Origin of the sequence: Trinickia sp. NRRL B-1857, assembly GCF_050470685.1 — a bacterium.
GTDB lineage: Bacteria > Pseudomonadota > Gammaproteobacteria > Burkholderiales > Burkholderiaceae > Trinickia.
In genome coordinates this window covers 2311748-2331727 of record NZ_JBFLUK010000011.1, presented here as the reverse complement: position 1 = coordinate 2331727, position 19980 = coordinate 2311748, and the positions used below count along the sequence as shown (strand labels likewise).

The following is a 19980-nucleotide window of genomic DNA, read 5'->3' as shown; positions in this document are numbered from 1 at the left end:
GTATCGGGTTGCCGCGCTGGAGTCTGCGCGGCGCATTCGTTATTCGACATCGACAATCGGTTCGCCCGGCAACACATAGTGCATTTCGTAGAACAGAAGATCGCCCCTCGACGGCAGTTTGAACGGTGGCGACGACGATGCGAAACCGAGCGCTTCATAAAATCCGCGAGCCGTTTCGCGAGCCGTACACCAAGCGAGTCTCCCGCCGTGGCGGCGCGCGTGCTCGCAACACAGTTTCATGAGGGTACGGCCGAACCCGTAGCCACGCGCGTGTGGCTCCACTGCCACGCCGCGCAGGCGCCACGCTGAGTCGTTCTGCGCACCCGGCAATGCCTCGCGGCATACCGTTGCAACGGCGATCACTCGCTCGCCCTGATATACGGCAAGGTGCAACGTAGTGGGCTCGTCGTCGCCGCGGAATCGACACGAATCCGCTTGACTGTCCAAAAGAATGGATCCGCGTAACGGTAGGACGTCTTCGGCTGAAACGGCATGAATGGAAAAGAGCGCGCGGCTATCGGGCATGGGAAATTATATTGTTCCGGGCGTATAGATATTTTTGAATTCGCTCAAACTGGATGGGCTAATTTGTTATATCGCAAGATTGTATAGCGTTACCTGATGAAACCGTCATCGTCGTCTTCAGCGCCGCGGTGTCCCGCTGCTTGCCGATGTTCGCCGATCTCTATCGATGTCCCCTATTCGCAGTCTTCCCATGATGTGATCACCTGCCACAACGTCCTCAATGCTTCGCTCAGTGGAGTCCTTAGTGGAGTCCTCAATGCCTCGCTCACTGCTTTGATCGCGTACCTCGATCGCTATACTCCGAAAAATATCAGGTTCTATTTGCCTTGTAATGCGGTAAGCTCCTTTTGAGCCGAAAAATCTTTTCGGGATAACAAACTATTTGAGATCTCAGATGACGGCAGACCGTCAATCCGATACGCAAACGGCCTATACGCAGATCCGATCCCGCATTCTCGATGGGCGATTGGCGCCGGGCAATCCTGTTTCTCCGCGCAATATGGCCGATGAATTGATGCTCGGCCATATGCCGGTGCGCTCTGCAATCCAGCGTCTCGTGGTGGAAGGTTTGGTGGAAGTCATTCCGCGCCGGGGAACCTACGTAACGGCGCCCACGAAGATCGACTTGCGCGAGATTTTCGAAGTCAGGCTTGCACTCGAAAGCACGGCCGCCTACCTGGCGGCGGTCAACGGCGCAACCGACGGGTTGTCTACGGCGGCGGATCAATTGCGCCGGATTGCGGAAGGAGAGTCGACGGATCTGATGACGGAGCAGCGCATCGGGTGGGTCTTCCACCAGGAGATGTTCGCGGCTGCCAAGAACGATCGGCTCTATACGTCGTACCGGATGTTGCGCGCTCAGAGCGGGCTCGCACTGAACGAATTGCATCGGGACGATGCAGCGACGGTGCGACGCGGAACGTCCGAGCATCTCAATATTTACGGATCGATTCGGGCGAAGGAGCCCGAAGCGGCCCGGCGGCACATGTGGAATCACATTCTCGATGGGACCGATGCACGAATCAAACTAATCCGAGGCGAACATGACCTATCGGCATAGAGGCATCCCCGTTTCCTTGCAAATGATCTTGGGGTTGGTGTTGGGCGCGCTGTTTGGCGTGCTAATGCCTACGATCGCAGTGAAGCTGTCGTTTCTCTCCACGATCTTCGCGCATGCGATCAAGATGGTCGTGATGCCGTTGATTTTGTTCTCGGTGACGGTCGGGGCGTTTCGTGCCGGCTCTCAGCGTGGCAGTTTGGGGAAAACCGCAGCGCTTAGCATCGCGTTTTTTATCGTAGCAACCGTGTTCGCTGCCGCCCTCGGTCTCGCGCTGAACTACGTGTTTCATCCGGGCGTCGGCGCGAGTTTGACCGAGACGGCCGCGATGCCGAAGAATTTGGCCGGCCGTGTCGACTGGATTCAATTCCTGATCGATCTCGTCCCGGCCAATATCGTCGAAGCCCTCGCGTCGGGCAATTCCGTACCTGTCCTCGTATTCGGCGTTTTGTTGGGCTCGGCGCTGGCGGCCGTCGAAGAGAAGGCGGCGCCGTTCGTGGCCGTGCTCGATTCGGCACTCGCGGCGTTGTTCAAAATGACCGAGTGGGTTGTCGCGTTTTCCCCCGTCGCCATTTTCGCGGCGCTGGCCGGACTACTTGCCTCGAAGGGCCTATCGGCGCTCATGCCGCTCGTCAAATTGCTGGGGGTGGCCTACCTCGGCCTGACGATCCTCACGGTCGCGCTCACGCTGGTGCTCAAAGCGACCGGGCTTCGGGCGCGCGCAGTGATCAAGCACGTCAGCGAGCCGCTGATTCTCGCGTTCACAACGCGCTCGTCCGAAATCACGTACCCGCTGCACCTGAAGAAGCTGACCGAGTTGGGTGTGCCGCAATCGGTCGCGTCTACCATTTTGCCGCTGTCGTACATTTTCAATCGCGACGGCGCCGTGCTCTATACGGCTTTGGCCGTGGGCTATCTGGCCGATGTCTATCATTTGACCTGGAGTTGGCCGCTCGTCTTCACGATCATCGTGTTGACCACGATCATGATCGATGGCGCCGCGAATGTGCCTTCCGGTGCGGTGGTGGCGATCACTGTGGTTCTGGGCGCGATCGGGCTGCCGGCCGAAGCGGTGTTGCTAATCCTCGGTATCGATGCGTTCTTCGATATGGGCCGCACGGCAGTGAACGTTTATGCGAGTACCGTTGCAACGGCGGTAGCCTTGCGCGTGTCTGGAGAGCCTCTTGTGCCCGCCGGCGGGCACGATGAGCGCGCGCCGAACTTAGCGCCGCTACGTAGTAACGCTTGAAGCCTAACCCTATTCGTTCTTTCGCCCGCACGGCTTGCTTTCGAGCCGCGCTCCGCCTGAATTTTCCTCGGCAGGCGGATTTGCGACCGGCTCGCCCGCCGGTCGCATTTCTTTTTTTGCGCTAGCCGATTCGCGTCCGCGCGAAAGAGGGCGGATGGCTCGTTCGCGCCCTCAGCGCTTGATGCCGCCATGAGATTCGACGACGCGGGCGAGGTGTGTCACGGACTTTTCGATCGTTGCCCCGGTGAGTCCGGCGTAACCGAGAACAAAGCCGTTGTACGCTCGCCCGTCGAGAACTCGATAATGGCTCAACGGCTGCAACAGCAGACCTTCGGCGTTTGCTTGCCGCGCGATTTCCGTATCTTGCGCCGGCACGTTGAGTTCGGCCGATAGGTGCATTCCGCCGGAGCTTTCCCGAACCCGTAACACTGTCCCGAGATGCTTTGCGAGCGCGTGCTCGAGCGTCCCGCGCCGCTCGGTATAGAGCGTCCGCATTCGGCGCAAATGCCGCGCGAAAAGCCCCGTGTCGATGAATTCCGCCATGGCTAATTGATCGGCCGGATGACCGCGATGGACGAGTTCGCGTAGCGTGCCGCGAAAGCGCTCCACCAACATCGGCGGAAGCACCATGAAGCCTAACCGAAGCGCGGGAAACATCGTCTTGCTGAACGTGCCCAGATAGCAGACCGGCGCATCGGCATGAATGCCCTGGATCGCGGGTAGCGGTTGGCCGCTGTGACGGAATTCGCTGTCGTAATCGTCCTCGATAATCCACGCCCCGCATTCGCGCGCTCTTTCGATGAGCGTCGCTCGCCGCTGGATGCTCATCAGTGCCCCGAGCGGGTATTGATGCGAAGGCGTGGCGTAGATCAGCTTCGGCGGACGGCTGCGCCAATCGCTCTCGAGCGGCGCCATGCCTTCCCGATCGACTTCCATCGGCACGATCCGTAAGCCGGTGGACTGGAACGCCGTTTTAGCACCGCTATAACAGGGGTTTTCGAGCCAGCCGAATTCGCCGGGGTTCGCCAGCATGCGCGCGCACAGTTCAAGGCTGCTTTGGGTCCCGTCGGTGATGAACACCTGATCCGTTTCGCACCGCACGCCGCGCGACACCTTGATATAGGCCGCCACGGCTCGCCGCAATTCGGGAAGGCCTTCGGCCGGACCGTAGGCGAGCTGAGCCGGCTGGATTTGCTTCCAGGCCCGTTCGACGCAACGCCGCCATTGAAGAATGGGAAATTCATGGAGCGACGGCAGGCCAGGGACGAACGGCAACATACGATCGGGCTCCGGCTGGGGATTGTCGAGCCCATGCACCCGATCCGCAAGGCGGACCTGAATCGGGCCCGCCTCAGCGCGAGCATGGCGCTGACCGCGTCCGTCCCAGAGTGTGATCGTGCCGGTGCGCGTGGCGGCGACGAACCCTTCCTCGGTCAGCCTTTCGTAGGCGTAGACGGCTGAATTTCGCGCGATGCCCAGCTCTGCGGCCAGCGTGCGCGTCGATGCCAAACGCGTGCCGGGCGGAATCCGGCCGTCCAATAGCATGTCGCGCAGGCTTCGGTAGAGCGCTTCTTGTTGGCTTTGCTTCGCTAGCCCCTGTTGCATGGAAAACGATGAAATGAGAAGAGCGAGATCCATGTCTTGGTTCTAAATTTTTGCCTGGCGTTGGTTCTTTTTAAAGGCCACATCGCATTGTATCTTTCGCTTCGCCGGCGTTCGGATGGGCCCGAGGACGAGGGTTTTGCCGCGGCGCTCGATGAGCCGCGTTTCACGAAGTCGATGGAGTCGAACAGAACAATGAATTTGAACGAATGCACCCCGCTGCCGGTATCCGCTCGCACGACGATTCGCCGCTTGCCGGAGCTTGCGAATCACGATCGCGCGATGCTCTATCGCATCCTCGATGAAGCGTACGTTTGCCATATCGCTTTCGTTGCCGATCAAGATACGCACTGCATCCCGACCGCTCACTGGCGGAAGGACGATTTCCTCTACATTCACGGATCCAATGGCAGCCGAATGCTCAAGGCGCTTGCGGCCGGCGCGCAAGTTGGCGTGGCGATTACCTTGCTCGATGGTCTCGTGCTGGCCAAATCGGCATTCAGCCATTCGATGAACTATCGTTCGGCGGTGATCTATGGGCGATTTGAAATCGTGGAGGGTAGTGCGGGAAAGCTGGCGGCTATGGACATACTCATGGACAAGATCGCCGAAGGTCGTAAGGACGAAGCGCGGCGCGGCAACGCGAAGGAGATCAACGCGACGAGCGTACTACGCATTTCGCTCGCGGAAGCCGCGGTGAAAGTCAGCGCTTCGCTGCCGTCGGATAAGGAGGAGGATCGCGACCTCGATGTCTGGACGGGCGTGCTGCCGCTAAAAGCGACGCGCATCGCGCCGATCCATGCGGAAAGCCAAAGGAACATCGCCGAGCCGGCTTATGTGACGAATTGGGCCGAGTGATTTGGGTGCATGCCTGCAAGACGGTGACCGTCTAAGTCGGTGACCGTCTTCTAGCGGTGGGCTTGCGCATAGGCGGCGACGAGGCCCGACAGCGTGTCGGCGGGATCCGTTGCGGAAAACGTGTGGGCGGGATATTTGTCCCAGGTTTCGAGCAGCACGCGATCGAAGCGCACGCCGGATGCATCCAATGCACGGATATGCCGGCGAGCCTGGGCGATCCAATCGGCATCCGACTTTGCACTGGGATGGCCGCCGCCGTTCATGATCATGCCAATCGCGAGGCCATTGTCCCGGGCGAGCGCGGCGGCCGCGCGCGCCTGATCGGCAATGGCTTGCTCATCCGGCCGCACCGGGACGGATACGGTATTCAATCGCGGCGAGTACCAGTCGAAATCCAAGTCGAGAAAGTCGAGCCGGCTTCCCGTGGCTGTCTCGAACGCCTTGACCCATTGGCCGTACGCAGCTTGCCAGTTCGGCTGAGCGGCGACGGCCGGGAAGGGCTCGATATCGCCGAGCGTTACGTTGGGAAATGCGGCTTTATAGATACGCACGTTGACGGCGACCCGATTGGCCAACTCGGCGATGGCGCTGCGGCAGGCGTTGTTGCCGCCGTAGAAATGGCCGAACCACAGCGGCTCGTCCATGGCGATGAAATCGAGCGCTGCTCCGGATTTGATCAGCTTCGCTACGATGGCGTTGGTTGCACCGGGATCGATATACCCCTCGATGCCGTCGCCGCAGGCCGGCTCATGCCACCAGTTCGTCGCTAGCACTTCGAGTCCAAGCGCGATATGACGCGCTTTCAAATCGCGGGCCAGTGCCGTCAATGTCGGTAACGGCATGCCGATAATCGCCGCCCCAGTGAGTCGGATTGCCTCGATTTGTCTTGCTGTCCGTTGCCATTGCGACGTGAAGTCGAGCTCAGGTAAATCCGAAGCGTAGATTCCAACGCATGCCGGAAGGTTACACGGGGGCCTACCGAAATTGTCGCCATGCGGATGTCTCGCCCTCGCCGTCGAGCCGCGTGATCGCAAGTCGGTCGAACGTCGCTTTCCCGCCCTCGGAGAACAAGGCGACTCCATCGGCGGAGAGCGGGGGGAAAATCAGGTCGGTCATCGTAGCGCGTCCGCCGTCCGCGAAGACTTCGACGGACCCTCGATCGACGACGATCTCCAGCGGCAAACGCCCATCGCGAAGCGGCAGGTCCACGATATGCCGCGCGCTGAACGCGGCCGAGAAATCCGAGTCGCCCGATTGCGAGCGATCCAGCGTTAGCGTCCGTTGTATGGCGTCGTAGACGATCCGCGTGCCGATCGTGCCGTCGGCCGACCGGCGCACGACGATTCCCGCGCGTGCGGCGCCTTGCGGCACCAGGGTTAGCTTGATGCGTTGTGCGGTTCCTCGGACCTTGGCGGATAGCGCTTGCGTGGATGAGTCGACGGTTATGTCGCCTAGATGCGTCGCCGGCCAACCGTCGGCCCATGTATCGAATGTCGCAGCCGGCCGGGAGACGAGCCGAGGCTCGCCGTCGATCGTCTTCAGGGCCAACTCGCGCGGCAGTGTCATCGCGCCACGCCACGGCGACGTGGGGACCTTAGCCGCGTAATCCCAATTGTCCATCCAAGCGATCGCGACCGGCCGCGCGTCCGGCGCGCCGGAGAACGTGCCGGACGCGTAAAAGTCGGCGCCGTGGTCGAGCCAATGAAATCGGCTGGGATCGGAACCGGGCGGCGCGACTTCATCGGCCGTGAAGGCGCGCCCGTCGAACTCGCCGACGAAATACATCGTCCCGGAGCCGCCCGCGATCGACCACGGGTTGACCCCCAAGATCATCACCCACTTGATCCTGTTCGGGTCGCCGTCGAGCGGCAGGGCAACGAGTTCGGGCATTTCCCATAACGCTCCTGAGTGAGGGATGTTCGGCAGCGTAAAGTCGCTGAGGAACGACCAATGGATGAGGTCGTCTGAACGATAAAGTTTCACGACCTGGGCATCCGCGACGACCGTAGTCATGAGCCAATAATGCCCGGGCTCGTACCACGAGACTTTGGGGTCCCGGAATTGTTTCGATTCGGGATCGAGCGTGAGTACGGGGTTGTGCGCATAAGGCTGCCACGTTGCGCCGTGATCGAGGCTATAGGCCAGCGATTGGGCTTGCGTGCCCGGAGCGTGGCCGGATCCGGCGCGATAGGCGCTCGTGTAGAGCGCGACGAGCGGCGTCACGCCGGCCGGCCCGAGGCCCGATGTGTTGTGCGTGTCGGCGACGATCGAACCGGAGAAGATTTCTTCCTTGTCGTTGGCGTACATCGCAACGGGCTGTTCATGCCAATGGATGAGATCGGTGCTGGTCGCATGGCCCCACGACATATTGCCCCACTCGTTGCCGAACGGGTTGTACTGATAGAAAAGGTGATAGCGGCCATTGTCGTAGACGAGGCCGTTCGGATCGTTCATCCAGTTGTGCTGGGGCGTGTAGTGCACGCGCGGCCGCCATTGCGGCGTGCCGTTTTCGGCCGAGGCGGCGGTGGAGGTGCTTATGCCGGCCAGACTGGCGAGCAGCAGCGTAACGCCGATTCGGATGGAGATGCGCAAAGGCTTCGATTGCATACTTGATGACGGTGCGTCGTCGTCCGACGCGGGTGGTCGACGTGCATACGGCCGGCGACGGCCGCATGCACGATGGGCTAAGACACGTTGAAAGCGAAGTGACCGTTAGTTAGGTTGAGGCGTGTCGTTGTGGCCGGCGCCGATCGCCGGCCGGTTCGCCGAGATATCGCCGTAGCCGCCGAGTCCGCCGCGTCCATAGAAGCGGTCCACTGCCGTCGACGTGCCCCGGATGTCAATCCTCACCGTCGGTGCGAGCGTGCCGCCGCGACGTGGGCCGATTGCGTCGATGAACGATTCGACCAATCCGCCCGGCATCACATAGTGCGAATACGACTGGAACTCTCGCGGGTTTTGATTCGGATCTTGCGCGTACGGCGCGCCGGCCGGCGCGGAGAAGTCGGTCGGATTGCCGAGCACGAGGCCGCCCCCGCCGTTGAGCGGGAGGAAATCGCTGCGAATGCCGTTGCCCACGAAGCCGTACACGCCGTCCGGACCGTCGACGCCCGCGGCCATCGTCGTGCGGTGGCTGATCGTGAATAGATAGTACTTGCCGTCCTTCAGATAGATCTGCGGACGCTCGGTTTGATCGTCGACGCAGTTCGCCGATAGGATCGGCGGCAGGAACTTCCATTCGGTCAGTTGCGGGTTCGTCGCGATCGCCAGGCCCACGTTGGCCTTTTGATACACTGCGCCCGAATTCATGACCGCGTTCAGATCTTCCTTATACGGATCGTTGGGCGCGTAGCCGAGATCGGCTTCCGTGCAGGTGCGCGCGCCGCGCGGACCGCCCGTGTTGCCTTCGAAGACCATATAAGTCTTGCCCGGGTGAGCGGGGTCGGTGAATACGAACGGATCGCGGAACGAGTAGTAGACGTTTTGTTGGCCCGTTTGGTACCACTTGCCTTCCGGCTGCAACAACGCTTTATGGTCGTCGAAGCCGGTGAACCAGACATGCTTGTCGTCGGCGTGAATGTGGCCGTCGGCACGCGTGATGATGGCGACAGGCGGGGTGATGTCCGAGCCACCGGGCGCCGATCGATTGAACGATAGGGCGGTGTAGTAGAGGTTGACGTTGTCGCCGTGCGTGAGGCGCGCGGAGCCGGACCATTCGGCGTTGTTGGTCATCGGCGTGGTGCCGAATACCTTCACGCTCGCGCCGTCCGGGAACAGGTGGCCGCCCCAGGTCCAGCCGCCGTTCGCCGGGCGTAGCGACGCGGGAATGCCAGCTCGGCGGTAGAAGAAGCCGATTCTTGCATGTACGTGACGATCGTCGAACGTGTAGCCGGCATGCGGATCGGCGGTCAAGGAGAAGATCACTTCCCAACCCTTGTAGCTGAGTTGGTTCGCGCGCATATCGGCAAGGGGCCACGTATCCCAGACCCAGACGTCCGAATTGATCAACGGAAAATCCTGAGGGATGTTCGGCATCGTCAGCGATTGAGGCAGCGAATTTTTGTCTGCGCCGGCCGTGTGCGATTGCGCGACGATCTGACGGATGTCCGCGCGCGTCCAGCGCATCGTGAAGTTGTCTTCGGGGTCGTAGGCTTGCTGGCTATGGGGCGTGGGTGCGGGCGCACCGGCCGTCTGCGCATGAGCTGCGGCCGCAAACACGGCCAGGGTGCCGCCGACAAGCAGCAAACGTTTGCTCGCAGGCGAGCGGAAGGGCGAAGAATATGTCGTCATCTCGGCGTCGTCTCTAAGTAACGAGGGAGGGGGCGGCGGGCATCGATGTCCAAACCGGTTTGGATGCTATTTCAAACCGGTTTGGACGTCAAAAGATAAATTTTTGACGGTAACAGTTGCCATGCGGAAAAAAATGCTCCCAGGTACGTTGGCCGTGAACAATGCAGCGCGCGAGGAGCGGCGGTGAAGGTCAATTTGAAGGCACTGTCCGAGGCGCTCGGACTGTCGCGAACGACGGTCAGTCGAGCGTTGAACGGCTATGACGACGTGAGCGAGGCGACGCGGGAACGCGTGATGAAGGCGGCGAGCGAACTTGGTTATGTCGCCGATCCCACGGCGCGCCGGCTTGCGACGGGACGCGCCGATGCGATCGGGATCGTCTATCCGTTCGGTGCGAGCGATCTCGGCGATCCTCGCTTCGGCGAAGTCGTGGGGGGAATCACAGAGCGGCTCGCCGAACGCGATCTCGACTTTTTCATCGTGTCGGCTCGACCCAATGCCGAACTGGAAACGTATCGGCGGCTCGTGGACGGAAAGCTCGTCGACGGGTTGATCGTTGCACGTACGCTCGTCGACGATCCGCGCATTGCCTACCTGCGCTCACGCGACTTTCCATTCGTCGCGTACGGTCGAACGCAGATCGACGCACCCTATGCGTGGCTCGACTTCGACAACGAGGCGGGCGCGCGGGAGGCGGTCCGCCGCCTGATCGATTTTGGGCACCGGCGTATCGCGATGATCAGCGCGCCGCTCGCCTTGAATTTTGCCGCGCAGCGGCGTCAAGGTTATCTGGCGGCGCTGCGCGAGGCGGGGATCGAACCGGCTTCCCAATGGCTCGTCGCAAGTCCGCTCACGCGTGACGACGGCTATTCGGCCGCGCAAACGCTGCTCGGGCTGGCCGAAGCGCCGACCGCGATTCTGGTCGATAACAACATCGTGGGAGCGGGCGTGTTCCGCGCGCTCGTCGAAAGCGGCCGGCGTCTCGGCGAGGACATATCGTTGATCGTTTATGACGGCGTCCCGCACGACGTCGCAGGACCGCACCGAGTCACGGCGGTCGTGCAGCCGACCGGACACAGTACGGGGCGTTCGCTCGCGGATCTGATGCTACGACGGATCGACGACAGCGTCTGCGAGCAGCGCTTGGAGGCGCCCCGAATCGAGGCGGGAGATACGGACGGTGTTGTACGCGCGTCCACCTGGTAACGCCCAGCCTAGTACTGAAACTACCACCCAACTCACTGTTTTTTATCGCTTTTTTCTAATTCGATCGCGCGCCAAAGGCGGTGTGCGTGGCATAATCGACCGCACCGGGGATTGCCCGTTGCCACGATTACCGCGCATATCATGTCAAAGACTCTCTACGACAAGCTGTGGGATTCGCACGTCGTCCATACCGAAGAGGATGGCACGACGCTGCTCTACATCGACCGTCAATTGCTGCACGAAGTCACGAGCCCGCAGGCGTTCGAAGGGCTCAAGATGCACGAGCGTCCGCTGTGGCGCGTCAGTGCCAATCTGGCCGTGTCGGACCACAACGTGCCTACGACCGATCGCAGCCACGGCATCGCCGATCCGGTCTCCAAGCTGCAAGTCGATACGCTCGACGCGAACTGCGACGCCTACGGCATTACGCAGTTCAAGATGAACGACATGCGTCAAGGCATCGTTCATATCATCGGACCTGAGCAAGGCGCGACGCTGCCCGGCATGACGATCGTCTGCGGCGATTCGCATACGTCGACGCACGGCGCGTTCGGCGCGCTGGCTCACGGCATCGGCACGTCGGAAGTCGAGCACGTGCTGGCCACGCAAACGCTCTTGCAAAAGAAGAGCAAGAACATGCTCGTGAAAGTCGACGGTCAGTTGCCGCGCGGCTGCACGGCCAAGGACATCGTACTGGCCATCATCGGCAAGATCGGCACCGCCGGCGGCACGGGCTACGCGATCGAATTCGGCGGCTCGACCATTCGCGCGTTGTCGATGGAAGGCCGCATGACGGTCTGCAATATGGCCATCGAGGCCGGCGCACGCGCGGGCATGGTGGCCGTCGACGATACGACGGTCGACTACCTGTTGGGCCGTCCGTATTCGCCGCAAGGCGTCGAATGGGACCATGCCGTCGCCTATTGGCGCACCTTCGTGTCCGATGCGGGCGCGCATTTCGATCGCGTCGTCGAACTCGATGCTGCGCAGATCGTGCCGCAAGTCACGTGGGGTACGTCGCCCGAAATGGTGACGGCGATCGATAGCCGCGTGCCCGATCCCGAGCGCGAGAAGGATCCCGTCAAGCGCGACGCGATGGAACGCGCGCTTCAGTACATGGCGCTCGAACCGAATGTGCCGATGGAGTCGATCAAGGTCGACAAGGTGTTCATCGGCTCGTGTACGAACGCGCGTATCGAAGACATCCGCGCGGCGGCGTACGTCGTCAAGAAGCTCGGGCGTCGTGTCGCATCGAACATCCGGCTCGCGATGGTCGTGCCCGGCTCGGGGCTTGTGAAGGCGCAAGCCGAGCACGAAGGGCTCGATAAGGTGTTCGTCGAAGCCGGCTTCGAATGGCGCGAACCGGGGTGCTCGATGTGCCTCGCGATGAACGCGGACCGGCTCGAGCCGGGCGAGCGTTGCGCCTCCACGTCGAACCGCAACTTCGAAGGCCGTCAAGGCGCGGGCGGACGCACGCACCTCGTGAGCCCGGCGATGGCTGCGGCCGCCGCGATCGAAGGTCATTTTGTGGATATTCGGAAGTTAGGTTAGGGCGATGAAAGCTTGGATGTTTTGGCGGCGGGCGGCATTGCTTGCGCTCGCCGGCGCGCTGCTCGGTCTTGCGGGCTGCAATACGATGGCCGGTTTCGGTCAGGATATGAGCGACGCAGGTCACGCCATCAAGAAGGCTGCGGAGTAAGAGGAACATGGACAAATTCGTCGTGCATACGGGGCTCGTTGCGCCCCTCGATCGCGAAAACGTCGATACGGATGCGATCATCCCTAAGCAATTTTTGAAATCGATCAAGCGCACCGGGTTCGGTCCGAACCTATTCGACGAGTGGCGCTATCTCGATCACGGCGAGCCTGGGCAGGACAACTCGCGCCGCCCGTTGAACCCCGATTTCGTGCTAAATCAGCCGCGTTATCAAGGCGCGTCGGTCTTGGTCGCACGCAAGAACTTCGGGTGCGGCAGCTCGCGCGAGCATGCTCCGTGGGCCTTGCAGCAATACGGCTTTCGCGCGTTGATCGCGCCGAGTTTCGCCGACATTTTCTTCAACAACTGCTTCAAAAACGGCGTGCTGCCGATCGTGTTGTCGGAGCAGCAGGTCGACCATCTGTTCAACGAGACATATGCGTTCAACGGCTACCAGCTGACGATCGATCTCGACGCGCAAGTGGTGCGCACGCCGGACGGGCGCGAGTACGGGTTCGAAGTCGACGGCTTCCGCAAGTACTGTCTCCTGAACGGCTTCGACGATATCGGTCTCACGCTGCGCCACGCCGACAAGATTCGTGCGTTCGAAGCGGAGCGGATCGCCAAGCAGCCGTGGCTTGCCCATCGGATCGTCGGCTGACGTCCTAGCCGCGGCGGCGGGCAATGCCGGCCGCCGTGAAGCAGATAAGCAATCGCAAAACTCGATAGGAATCCGAATGAAAATCGCAGTGCTCCCCGGCGACGGGATCGGCAAGGAAATCGTCAAGGAAGCGATCAAGGTATTGAACGCGCTCGACGAGAAGTTCGAGATGGAAGAAGCGCCCGTCGGCGGCGCCGGCTACGAGGCGAAGGGTCATCCGCTGCCCGATTCGACGCTGGCCCTGGCCAAAGAGGCCGATGCGATCCTGTTCGGCGCCGTGGGCGACTGGAAATACGATTCGCTCGAACGTGCGCTGCGTCCCGAGCAGGCCATCCTGGGACTGCGTAAGCATCTGCAATTGTTCGCGAATTTCCGTCCGGCCATTTGCTATCCGCAATTGACGGGGGCTTCGTCGCTCAAGCCGGAAATCGTCTCGGGTCTCGACATCCTGATCGTGCGCGAGCTGAACGGAGACGTGTACTTCGGCACGCCGCGCGGTACGCGCGAAGCGCCGGACGGCCCGTTTGCCGGTGCGCGCGAAGGCTTCGACACGATGCGCTATTCGGAACCGGAAGTGCAGCGCATCGCGCACGTCGCGTTCCAGGCGGCGCAAAAGCGCGGCAAGCGCCTGACGTCGGTCGATAAGGCGAACGTGCTCGAAACGTCGCAGCTTTGGAAGGACGTGATGATCGATGTCGCCAAGCAATATCCCGACGTCGAGTTGTCGCACATGTATGTCGACAATGCGGCGATGCAGCTCGTGAAGGCGCCGAAATCGTTCGACGTCATCGTGACGGGCAACCTGTTCGGCGACATTTTGTCCGACCAGGCCGCCATGCTCACGGGCTCGATCGGCATGCTGCCGTCGGCTTCGCTCGACAAGAACAACAAGGGGCTCTACGAGCCGTCGCACGGCTCGGCGCCCGATATCGCCGGCAAGGGCATCGCCAATCCGCTCGCGACGATTCTGTCGGCGGCGATGATGCTGCGCTACTCGCTGAACAAGGTCGAGCAGGCCGAGCGCATCGAGAAGGCCGTGCAAAAAGTGCTCGAAGCCGGCTACCGCACCGGCGACATCGCGACGCCGGGTTGCCGGCAAGTGGGCACCGTCGAGATGGGCGACGCGGTGCGTGCGGCGCTTTAATCGATCCGGTACTGATTGAACGGACGGGCCTTCGGGCCCGTCCGTTCAGAAAAGTGCCTAAATCGAGAGGTTTCTACCGAATTGGCTATGTCGATGGGCGCGCCGATACGGATTTTTCGTGTAGACTGTGCCGATGGCGAATCTGTCCCAAATCTCCTCGATTGACAACCTGCACGGCGATACGGCCCGTGTGGGCGGGCTCGCCATCGCTGGTGCCGTCGGCATTGCCGGCATCGCCATCATTACGATTACCCCCAAAACGATCACGAAACGCTGATCGTCCGTCGTGCCCGCTCGTCTTCCCCGCGCGGTCACGCCGGGCAAAGTTGCGGGGAAGCGTCCACTCCAAGGGTTAGTCATGAACGTAGGTCTCGTAGGTTGGCGCGGCATGGTCGGCAGCGTCCTGATGCAGCGGATGCAGCAGGAGCGCGATTTCGATCTGATCGAACCGGTGTTTTTCACCACCAGCAACGTGGGCGGCAACGCGCCGTCGTTCGCCAAGAACGAGACCAAGCTCAAAGACGCCAAGAGCATCGACGAACTGAAGAAGTGTGACGTCGTCATCACCTGCCAGGGCGGCGACTACACGAGCGAAGTATTCCCGAAGCTGCGCGCGGCGGGCTGGAACGGCTACTGGATCGATGCGGCTTCGTCGCTGCGTATGGCCGACGACGCCGTCATCATTCTCGATCCGGTCAACCTCGACGTCATCAAAGACGCGCTGGTCAAGGGTACGAAGAATTTCATCGGCGGCAATTGCACGGTCAGCCTGATGCTGATGGCCCTCGGCGGCCTGTTCAGCGAAAACCTCGTCGACTGGATCACAGCCATGACGTATCAGGCTGCGTCGGGCGCGGGTGCGCAGAACATGCGCGAACTGCTGTCGCAAATGGGCACGCTGCATGGTGCCGTCAAGGAGCAGTTGGCCGACCCGGTTTCGGCCATTCTCGACATCGATCGTCGCGTGCTCGAGACGATGAATTCCGACGCGATGCCCACGCAGCACTTCGGCGTGCCGCTCGCGGGCTCGCTGATTCCTTGGATCGATAAGGATCTCGGCAACGGTATGTCGAAGGAAGAGTGGAAGGGCGGTGCCGAAGCGAACAAGATCCTCGGCAAGCCGGCCATGGGTCAAGCCGGCTCGATTCCCGTCGATGGACTTTGCGTGCGTATCGGCGCGATGCGTTGCCACTCGCAAGCATTGACGATCAAGCTCAAGAAGGACGTGCCGCTCGACGAGATCAACGGCATCCTCGCGTCGGCCAACGACTGGGTCAAGGTCGTGCCGAACGAGCGCGAAGCGTCGATGCGCGATCTGTCGCCGGCCGTGGTGACCGGCACGTTGTCGGTGCCTGTCGGCCGTCTGCGCAAACTCGCGATGGGCGGCGAATACCTGTCGGCATTCACCGTCGGCGACCAGCTACTGTGGGGTGCGGCCGAGCCGCTGCGCCGCATGCTGCGGATCCTGTTGGAACGTTAAGCCACATAGGGGTGGTTGTTGCCACCGCACCCCATACAGTGGTCTTGGCCGGGTTCCTCACGTAAACTATGCGGTTACGACGCATAGGAACCCCTAAAGGGCGTCGCTTAGCCGCGACGCCTTTTTCTTTTGCCGCAGCCAATCGTGGTTTCTCCCAAACGCCATCTCGAGGCGCGCTCCAAAGCGCGTGACACCTCCATGACAATACGTTCGACGCGTCGCGCCGTCTCGCTTGCGATCGCCTGCGCTTGGCTCGCTTGCGCGTCGCCCGCCGGCGCCGCGGCTGCCGCCGCGCCGGCCTCCGCGCCCGTTGCGCAAAGCGCCGTACCCGCCTCGGCCGCCACTCAGGTCGCGGTCAAGCCCGGGCAGTCGCTGGCCGATATCGCCGCGGCCGCAACCGGCTCTCATGACAAAACCGTCCTCGGCCGCGCCGCGCGGGCGATCTTCGACGCGAATCCCTCCGCGTTCATGCGTGGCGATCCGAGCCTGCTGAAGCTCGGTGCGGTGCTGAACGTCCCGGCACTCGATGCCACGGGGGCGCCTGCCAAGACGGAGAGTGCGCCGGCCCCGGCTGCGGCCAGCGCGCCGAATACGACGTCGGGCAACGCTGCGGCCGCGCAAGCTGCCGCAAGCGGGGCCAAGGCGAGCGGTGTGGCGCCAGCCAAGCCTGCATCCGCCGCGCCGGCCATGGCCGCCGTAGCGCCTGCGAGCACCGCGGCCGCGGCATCGTCGGCCGCTAACGTAGGCGCACATCCCGCTTCGGCGGCCGCCGCGGCGCACGCGCAACCGGCGGTCCCGAGCGGCGCGAGCGGGGCACACGCATGGTCGGGCGCCATCGAACCGGCGCCCGTCGCTCCGGCCAGCGCACCGGCGCAGGCTTCGGCGGGCGCATCCGGCGCCTCGGCCGGCGCTGCGGCATCGGCCCCGGCGCCGGCTCAAGCGCCCACCGCCGCGGCAGCGAGTCAGCCTGCGGCGAGCGGCACGGCGCCCACCGCCGCGCCTGCTCAGACGCCGGCGGCGGTCAGCGCGCCGAAACCCGGCGCGTCGGCCTCAGCCGCTGCGGCCCCAGCCGCCGAAGCCTCTCATCCGAAAGTGTCGAGCCTTCAGCAACTGCTCGCACTCAAGAATCGCGTTTTGATGGAATTGCAGCGGCACGGAATCGGTGCACCGTCGGCATCGCATTCGGGCGCTGCGAAGAGCGCATCGCCGGGCGCGTCCGGTTTTGCCGTGTCGCCTGCGTCCGGTCCCGTCAGCGCACCCGCACCCGGCCAGTCGCGGGCCGCGGCTGCCGCCAATCAGCGCTTTATCGGCATCGGCGACTATGGCGTCACGTTGGCGAAGAATCAGATTCCGGTCGTCGCGGCAATCGTTGCCGCAATCGTGGCGGCCTTGCTGGTGCTGCTGATCGCGCTCGGCGTGAGTCGTCGTCGCTCGGCTCGCCCAGCCGACGGCGCGAAGGCAAGCACCGCTTCGGCCGCGCGTGGCGCGGAGTCCGCGCAAGCCGCGGCGACGCCCGCCGCGACGCCCGACGACCCGATCGAGGCCGAATTCTTGGCGATTCTTGCTCGTACGCCTTCGAGCAAGCGAGCACTCATGGGCCTCGCCGCGCACTACGCGGAGCGTAAGAACATCAAAGGCTTCGACGAGATCGCTCAGCGTATCTACCGCTTATCGGGCGGACGAGGCCCGAATTGGACGCATGTCGCCTCCATCGGACGTCAACTCGATCCGGACAATCCGCTGTTCGCGCTGGAGGCCGGGGCAACCGAGGAGGGCGATTTGTCTTCGGACGAGGAGGGCGTCGCGCCGGAAGGGGCTGTGGTGGATCTGAGCACGGCTTTGCCGAGCATGCCGCCAGTCACCGCGGCGCCGCCTACGCAGGTGGACGATGTCCCGGCGCCGATCCCGCATGTCGCCGAGACGGGGCCCGAGCCCGAGAAGGACGGCGCGCACGCCGAAGGCCGATCCGAAGGCGAGGAGGCGCATGCCGAGCCGGTGGAGGCGAAACAACCGGAACCGCACGAGCCGGCGACGGCGCAAGAGGCGCAAGCTCCTGTCGAGCCGCAAGGCGAGCCGACGCTTCCTCCCGAAGCGGTCGCCGCGCTCGACGGCCTCGATATCGGCTTGCCGCCGCGAGTTGGGCCAGTGGCCGAGACGCCGGCCGAGCCGCAGCCGGCAGCGGAGGGCGAGCCAGAGCGAGAAGAACTCGAGACTGGGCTGCCGACGGAATCGACTTCGACGGTGCAGCCCCAGCATGAACATGCTGACCACGAGGGCCACGAGGGCCACGTGGATCACGAGGACGAGACGGAGCCGCCCGGCGAAGAACCGGCCCGCGCGACGCACGTGCCTTCAGCCCTCCCGGTGGTGACGGGCCTTGGTGCCGCGCCGGTCGGGCGGTTGAATTTGTCGTTCGATTTGGACCTGCCCGGCTCGCAAGCCTCAGCCGGCGAGGCGGCGCAGGCCGAGGCCGAGGCGCAGCCGCCGTTCACGCCCGAACAACTGGCAAGGATTGCGCGCAACAAACTCGATTTGGCCGCCGAGTACATCGCACTGGGCGATTTGGGCGGCGCCCGAACGCTTATTCACGAGGTGATCGAGTCGAACGATGCGGCGACGCACGCCGATGCCCACGCGATGTTGGCGACGCTCGCGCCGCTCTCCTGACGCGATCGACCATGCGTATCGCTCTGGGTATTCAATACGACGGCACCGCCTTTTGCGGCTGGCAGTCGCAGCCGCACGGCAAGACCGTCCAAGACGCGCTCGAGCGCGCGCTGGCCGATTTCGCGTGCAAACCGCTCCACACGATCGTGGCCGGCCGCACGGACACGGGCGTGCACGGGCTCGGACAGGTCGTGCATTTCGACACGGACCTCGATCGCGAGACCTTCTCGTGGGTGCGCGGCACGAACGCCTTCTTGCCGCCGACGGTGGCCGCCCTGTGGGCCAAGCGCATGCCGGACGATTTTCATGCCCGGTTCTCGGCCTTCGAGCGAACCTATTACTACGTGCTCTATGTGAACCCGGTCCGTTCGCCGATGCTCGCGGGCCGCGCCGGCTGGATTCATACGCCGCTTGACGTCGAGGCGATGCGTGAGGCGGCGCGCTGCCTGATCGGCGAGCACGATTTTTCGGCATTTCGGTCGTCCGAATGCCAAGCGAAGACGCCGATCAAGCATCTGTACCAGATCGACGTCCGCCAGGCCGGCGACGTAATCCATTTCCGGTTCCGGGCCAACGCGTTCCTGCACCATATGGTTCGCAACTTGATGGGCTGCCTCGTCGCCGTCGGCCGTGGGCGCTATCCCGTGTCGTGGCTGGCCGACGTGCTGGCGAGCCGCAATCGCGATCGCGCCGCGCCGACGTTCATGCCCGAGGGGCTGTACTTGGCCCATGTGGGCTATCCCGAGGCGTTCGCGGTGCCGCCCGCACCCCTCGGCAGCGTACCTTGGAGCGGCATTTGGAGCGAGTGAGCCCATGACAAGCGCTGTCCCCGTTTCGTCCGCCGTCGGCCCCATCGCCGGGCGCACCCGCATCAAGCTCTGCGGCCTGTCCCGCAGGGCCGACGTCGAGTTGGCCGTCGACCTGGGTGCCGATGCGATCGGTTTGGTGTTTTATCCGCCGAGTCCGCGTTCGGTGGGCGTGGCGGAAGCCATCGATCTGGCGGGTGGGTTGCCGCCGTTCGTCTCCGTCGTCGGCCTATTCGTCAATCCGACGGCGGACTGGATCGGCGAGGTGACGAGCAACGTGCCGCTCACGATGCTCCAATTCCACGGCGACGAAACGAGCGCGCAGTGCGAACAGCTCGCGAGCGTCGCCGGTTTGCCGTGGCTTCGGGCGTTGCGGATCGGGGCCGATGCGAGCCCGGCCGATTTGGTAGAATCTGCCCTTAACTATTCGACAGCCGGCGGCTTGCTCTTCGACACTCTGGTCGAAGGCTATGGCGGCGGCGGGAAGACATTCGATTGGTCACTTATTCCAGCAGAGCTCGCGCGTCGGGCCGTTTTGAGTGGTGGGTTGAACGCGCAAAACGTCGGTGACGCCATTCGGCGCGTGCGCCCGTACGCGGTCGATGTCTCGAGCGGCATCGAAGTGCCGGGCGCCCGGGGCGTGAAGGATCCCGCCCGAATGGCGGCATTCGTGCGCGCGGTGCGCGAGGCGGATGCCGGGTGATAAAGGCAAGGCGGTGAGGCACGAGCACGATGCCTC

18 protein-coding genes are annotated in these 19980 nt (G+C 63.0%); 13 read left to right on the top strand and 5 right to left on the bottom strand.

The window, feature by feature from the left end:
- Positions 1-39: 39 nt before the first annotated feature.
- On the bottom strand, positions 40-525 hold the full coding sequence (locus AB1286_RS30790; protein WP_430366970.1) for a GNAT family N-acetyltransferase: 486 nt from the start codon (positions 523-525) through the stop codon (positions 40-42).
- Between the two features lie 394 nt (positions 526-919).
- Here AB1286_RS30790 and AB1286_RS30785 point away from each other — a divergent pair, with 394 nt between their 5' ends.
- Together AB1286_RS30785 and AB1286_RS30780 are read left to right on the top strand one after the other, a co-directional pair.
- Positions 920-1585: a GntR family transcriptional regulator gene (locus AB1286_RS30785; RefSeq protein WP_430366969.1), complete on the top strand. Its 666-nt coding sequence runs from the start codon at positions 920-922 to the stop codon at positions 1583-1585.
- Entirely contained in the window at positions 1569-2831 is a 1263-nt protein-coding gene (locus AB1286_RS30780) for a dicarboxylate/amino acid:cation symporter (RefSeq protein ID WP_430366968.1), read from the top strand. The genes AB1286_RS30785 and AB1286_RS30780 overlap by 17 nt, the downstream gene beginning before the upstream one ends.
- Positions 2832-3002: 171 nt before the next feature.
- Here AB1286_RS30780 and AB1286_RS30775 read toward each other — a convergent pair whose 3' ends face one another.
- Entirely contained in the window at positions 3003-4469 is a 1467-nt protein-coding gene (locus AB1286_RS30775; protein WP_430366967.1) for a PLP-dependent aminotransferase family protein, read from the bottom strand.
- A 159-nt stretch (positions 4470-4628) separates the two neighbouring features.
- Between AB1286_RS30775 and AB1286_RS30770 the strand changes: the two genes are divergently transcribed.
- The gene (locus AB1286_RS30770; protein ID WP_430366966.1) at positions 4629-5291 is read left to right on the top strand and encodes a pyridoxamine 5'-phosphate oxidase family protein; all 663 of its coding nucleotides are present in this window, start codon (positions 4629-4631) and stop codon (positions 5289-5291) included.
- Positions 5292-5341: 50 nt separating this feature from the next.
- Here the strand turns inward: AB1286_RS30770 and AB1286_RS30765 are convergent, their stop codons facing one another.
- The 3 genes from AB1286_RS30765 to AB1286_RS30755 all read right to left on the bottom strand — a co-directional run bounded on the left by AB1286_RS30765 (position 5342) and on the right by AB1286_RS30755 (position 9581).
- The gene (locus AB1286_RS30765; protein ID WP_430366965.1) at positions 5342-6133 is read right to left on the bottom strand and encodes a hypothetical protein; all 792 of its coding nucleotides are present in this window, start codon (positions 6131-6133) and stop codon (positions 5342-5344) included.
- A gap of 133 nt (positions 6134-6266) precedes the next feature.
- A complete protein-coding gene (locus AB1286_RS30760) occupies positions 6267-7898 on the bottom strand; it encodes a glycoside hydrolase family 32 protein (protein WP_430366964.1) in 1632 nt (543 codons plus the stop codon).
- A 105-nt stretch (positions 7899-8003) separates the two neighbouring features.
- Positions 8004-9581 (bottom strand): glycoside hydrolase family 68 protein, encoded by a 1578-nt coding sequence (locus AB1286_RS30755; RefSeq protein ID WP_430366963.1) that lies wholly within the window; start codon positions 9579-9581, stop codon positions 8004-8006.
- Between the two features lie 183 nt (positions 9582-9764).
- Here AB1286_RS30755 and AB1286_RS30750 point away from each other — a divergent pair, with 183 nt between their 5' ends.
- From AB1286_RS30750 to AB1286_RS30705, 10 genes are all read left to right on the top strand, one after another.
- On the top strand, positions 9765-10787 hold the full coding sequence (locus AB1286_RS30750; protein ID WP_430366962.1) for a substrate-binding domain-containing protein: 1023 nt from the start codon (positions 9765-9767) through the stop codon (positions 10785-10787).
- 141 nt (positions 10788-10928) lie between these two features.
- Positions 10929-12338 carry a 3-isopropylmalate dehydratase large subunit gene (gene leuC, locus AB1286_RS30745; protein ID WP_430366961.1) on the top strand — a complete coding sequence of 470 codons (1410 nt, stop codon included), beginning with the start codon at positions 10929-10931 and terminating at the stop codon, positions 12336-12338.
- Positions 12339-12342: 4 nt separating this feature from the next.
- Complete coding sequence (locus tag AB1286_RS30740; RefSeq protein WP_430366960.1) at positions 12343-12486, top strand: entericidin A/B family lipoprotein; 144 nt, start codon at positions 12343-12345, stop codon at positions 12484-12486.
- Positions 12487-12493: 7 nt separating this feature from the next.
- A complete protein-coding gene (gene leuD, locus AB1286_RS30735; protein ID WP_430366959.1) occupies positions 12494-13144 on the top strand; it encodes a 3-isopropylmalate dehydratase small subunit in 651 nt (216 codons plus the stop codon).
- Between the two features lie 76 nt (positions 13145-13220).
- Positions 13221-14288 carry a 3-isopropylmalate dehydrogenase gene (gene leuB / locus AB1286_RS30730; RefSeq protein WP_430366958.1) on the top strand — a complete coding sequence of 356 codons (1068 nt, stop codon included), beginning with the start codon at positions 13221-13223 and terminating at the stop codon, positions 14286-14288.
- A 133-nt stretch (positions 14289-14421) separates the two neighbouring features.
- A complete protein-coding gene (locus AB1286_RS30725) occupies positions 14422-14565 on the top strand; it encodes a hypothetical protein (RefSeq protein WP_430366957.1) in 144 nt (47 codons plus the stop codon).
- A gap of 81 nt (positions 14566-14646) precedes the next feature.
- The gene (gene asd / locus AB1286_RS30720; RefSeq protein WP_430366956.1) at positions 14647-15768 is read left to right on the top strand and encodes an aspartate-semialdehyde dehydrogenase; all 1122 of its coding nucleotides are present in this window, start codon (positions 14647-14649) and stop codon (positions 15766-15768) included.
- A gap of 198 nt (positions 15769-15966) precedes the next feature.
- The gene (locus tag AB1286_RS30715) at positions 15967-18435 is read left to right on the top strand and encodes a FimV/HubP family polar landmark protein (protein ID WP_430366955.1); all 2469 of its coding nucleotides are present in this window, start codon (positions 15967-15969) and stop codon (positions 18433-18435) included.
- An 11-nt stretch (positions 18436-18446) separates the two neighbouring features.
- The gene (gene truA / locus AB1286_RS30710; protein ID WP_430366954.1) at positions 18447-19244 is read left to right on the top strand and encodes a tRNA pseudouridine(38-40) synthase TruA; all 798 of its coding nucleotides are present in this window, start codon (positions 18447-18449) and stop codon (positions 19242-19244) included.
- A 4-nt stretch (positions 19245-19248) separates the two neighbouring features.
- On the top strand, positions 19249-19944 hold the full coding sequence (locus AB1286_RS30705) for a phosphoribosylanthranilate isomerase (RefSeq protein ID WP_430366953.1): 696 nt from the start codon (positions 19249-19251) through the stop codon (positions 19942-19944).
- Positions 19945-19980: the final 36 nt, after the last annotated feature.

Bases quoted from the DNA above. Each gene is read 5' to 3' on its own strand.
- AB1286_RS30790 (WP_430366970.1), bottom strand. From the start codon at position 525: ATGCCCGATAGCCGCGCGCTCTTTTCCATTCATGCCGTTTCAGCCGAA.
- AB1286_RS30785 (WP_430366969.1), top strand. From the start codon at position 920: ATGACGGCAGACCGTCAATCCGATACGCAAACGGCCTATACGCAGATC.
- AB1286_RS30780 (WP_430366968.1), top strand. From the start codon at position 1,569: ATGACCTATCGGCATAGAGGCATCCCCGTTTCCTTGCAAATGATCTTG.
- AB1286_RS30775 (WP_430366967.1), bottom strand. From the start codon at position 4,469: ATGGATCTCGCTCTTCTCATTTCATCGTTTTCCATGCAACAGGGGCTA.
- AB1286_RS30770 (WP_430366966.1), top strand. From the start codon at position 4,629: ATGAATTTGAACGAATGCACCCCGCTGCCGGTATCCGCTCGCACGACG.
- AB1286_RS30765 (WP_430366965.1), bottom strand. From the start codon at position 6,133: ATGCCGTTACCGACATTGACGGCACTGGCCCGCGATTTGAAAGCGCGT.
- AB1286_RS30760 (WP_430366964.1), bottom strand. From the start codon at position 7,898: ATGCAATCGAAGCCTTTGCGCATCTCCATCCGAATCGGCGTTACGCTG.
- AB1286_RS30755 (WP_430366963.1), bottom strand. From the start codon at position 9,581: ATGACGACATATTCTTCGCCCTTCCGCTCGCCTGCGAGCAAACGTTTG.
- leuC (WP_430366961.1), top strand. From the start codon at position 10,929: ATGTCAAAGACTCTCTACGACAAGCTGTGGGATTCGCACGTCGTCCAT.
- AB1286_RS30740 (WP_430366960.1), top strand. From the start codon at position 12,343: ATGAAAGCTTGGATGTTTTGGCGGCGGGCGGCATTGCTTGCGCTCGCC.
- leuD (WP_430366959.1), top strand. From the start codon at position 12,494: ATGGACAAATTCGTCGTGCATACGGGGCTCGTTGCGCCCCTCGATCGC.
- leuB (WP_430366958.1), top strand. From the start codon at position 13,221: ATGAAAATCGCAGTGCTCCCCGGCGACGGGATCGGCAAGGAAATCGTC.
- AB1286_RS30725 (WP_430366957.1), top strand. From the start codon at position 14,422: ATGGCGAATCTGTCCCAAATCTCCTCGATTGACAACCTGCACGGCGAT.
- asd (WP_430366956.1), top strand. From the start codon at position 14,647: ATGAACGTAGGTCTCGTAGGTTGGCGCGGCATGGTCGGCAGCGTCCTG.
- AB1286_RS30715 (WP_430366955.1), top strand. From the start codon at position 15,967: ATGACAATACGTTCGACGCGTCGCGCCGTCTCGCTTGCGATCGCCTGC.
- truA (WP_430366954.1), top strand. From the start codon at position 18,447: ATGCGTATCGCTCTGGGTATTCAATACGACGGCACCGCCTTTTGCGGC.
- AB1286_RS30705 (WP_430366953.1), top strand. From the start codon at position 19,249: ATGACAAGCGCTGTCCCCGTTTCGTCCGCCGTCGGCCCCATCGCCGGG.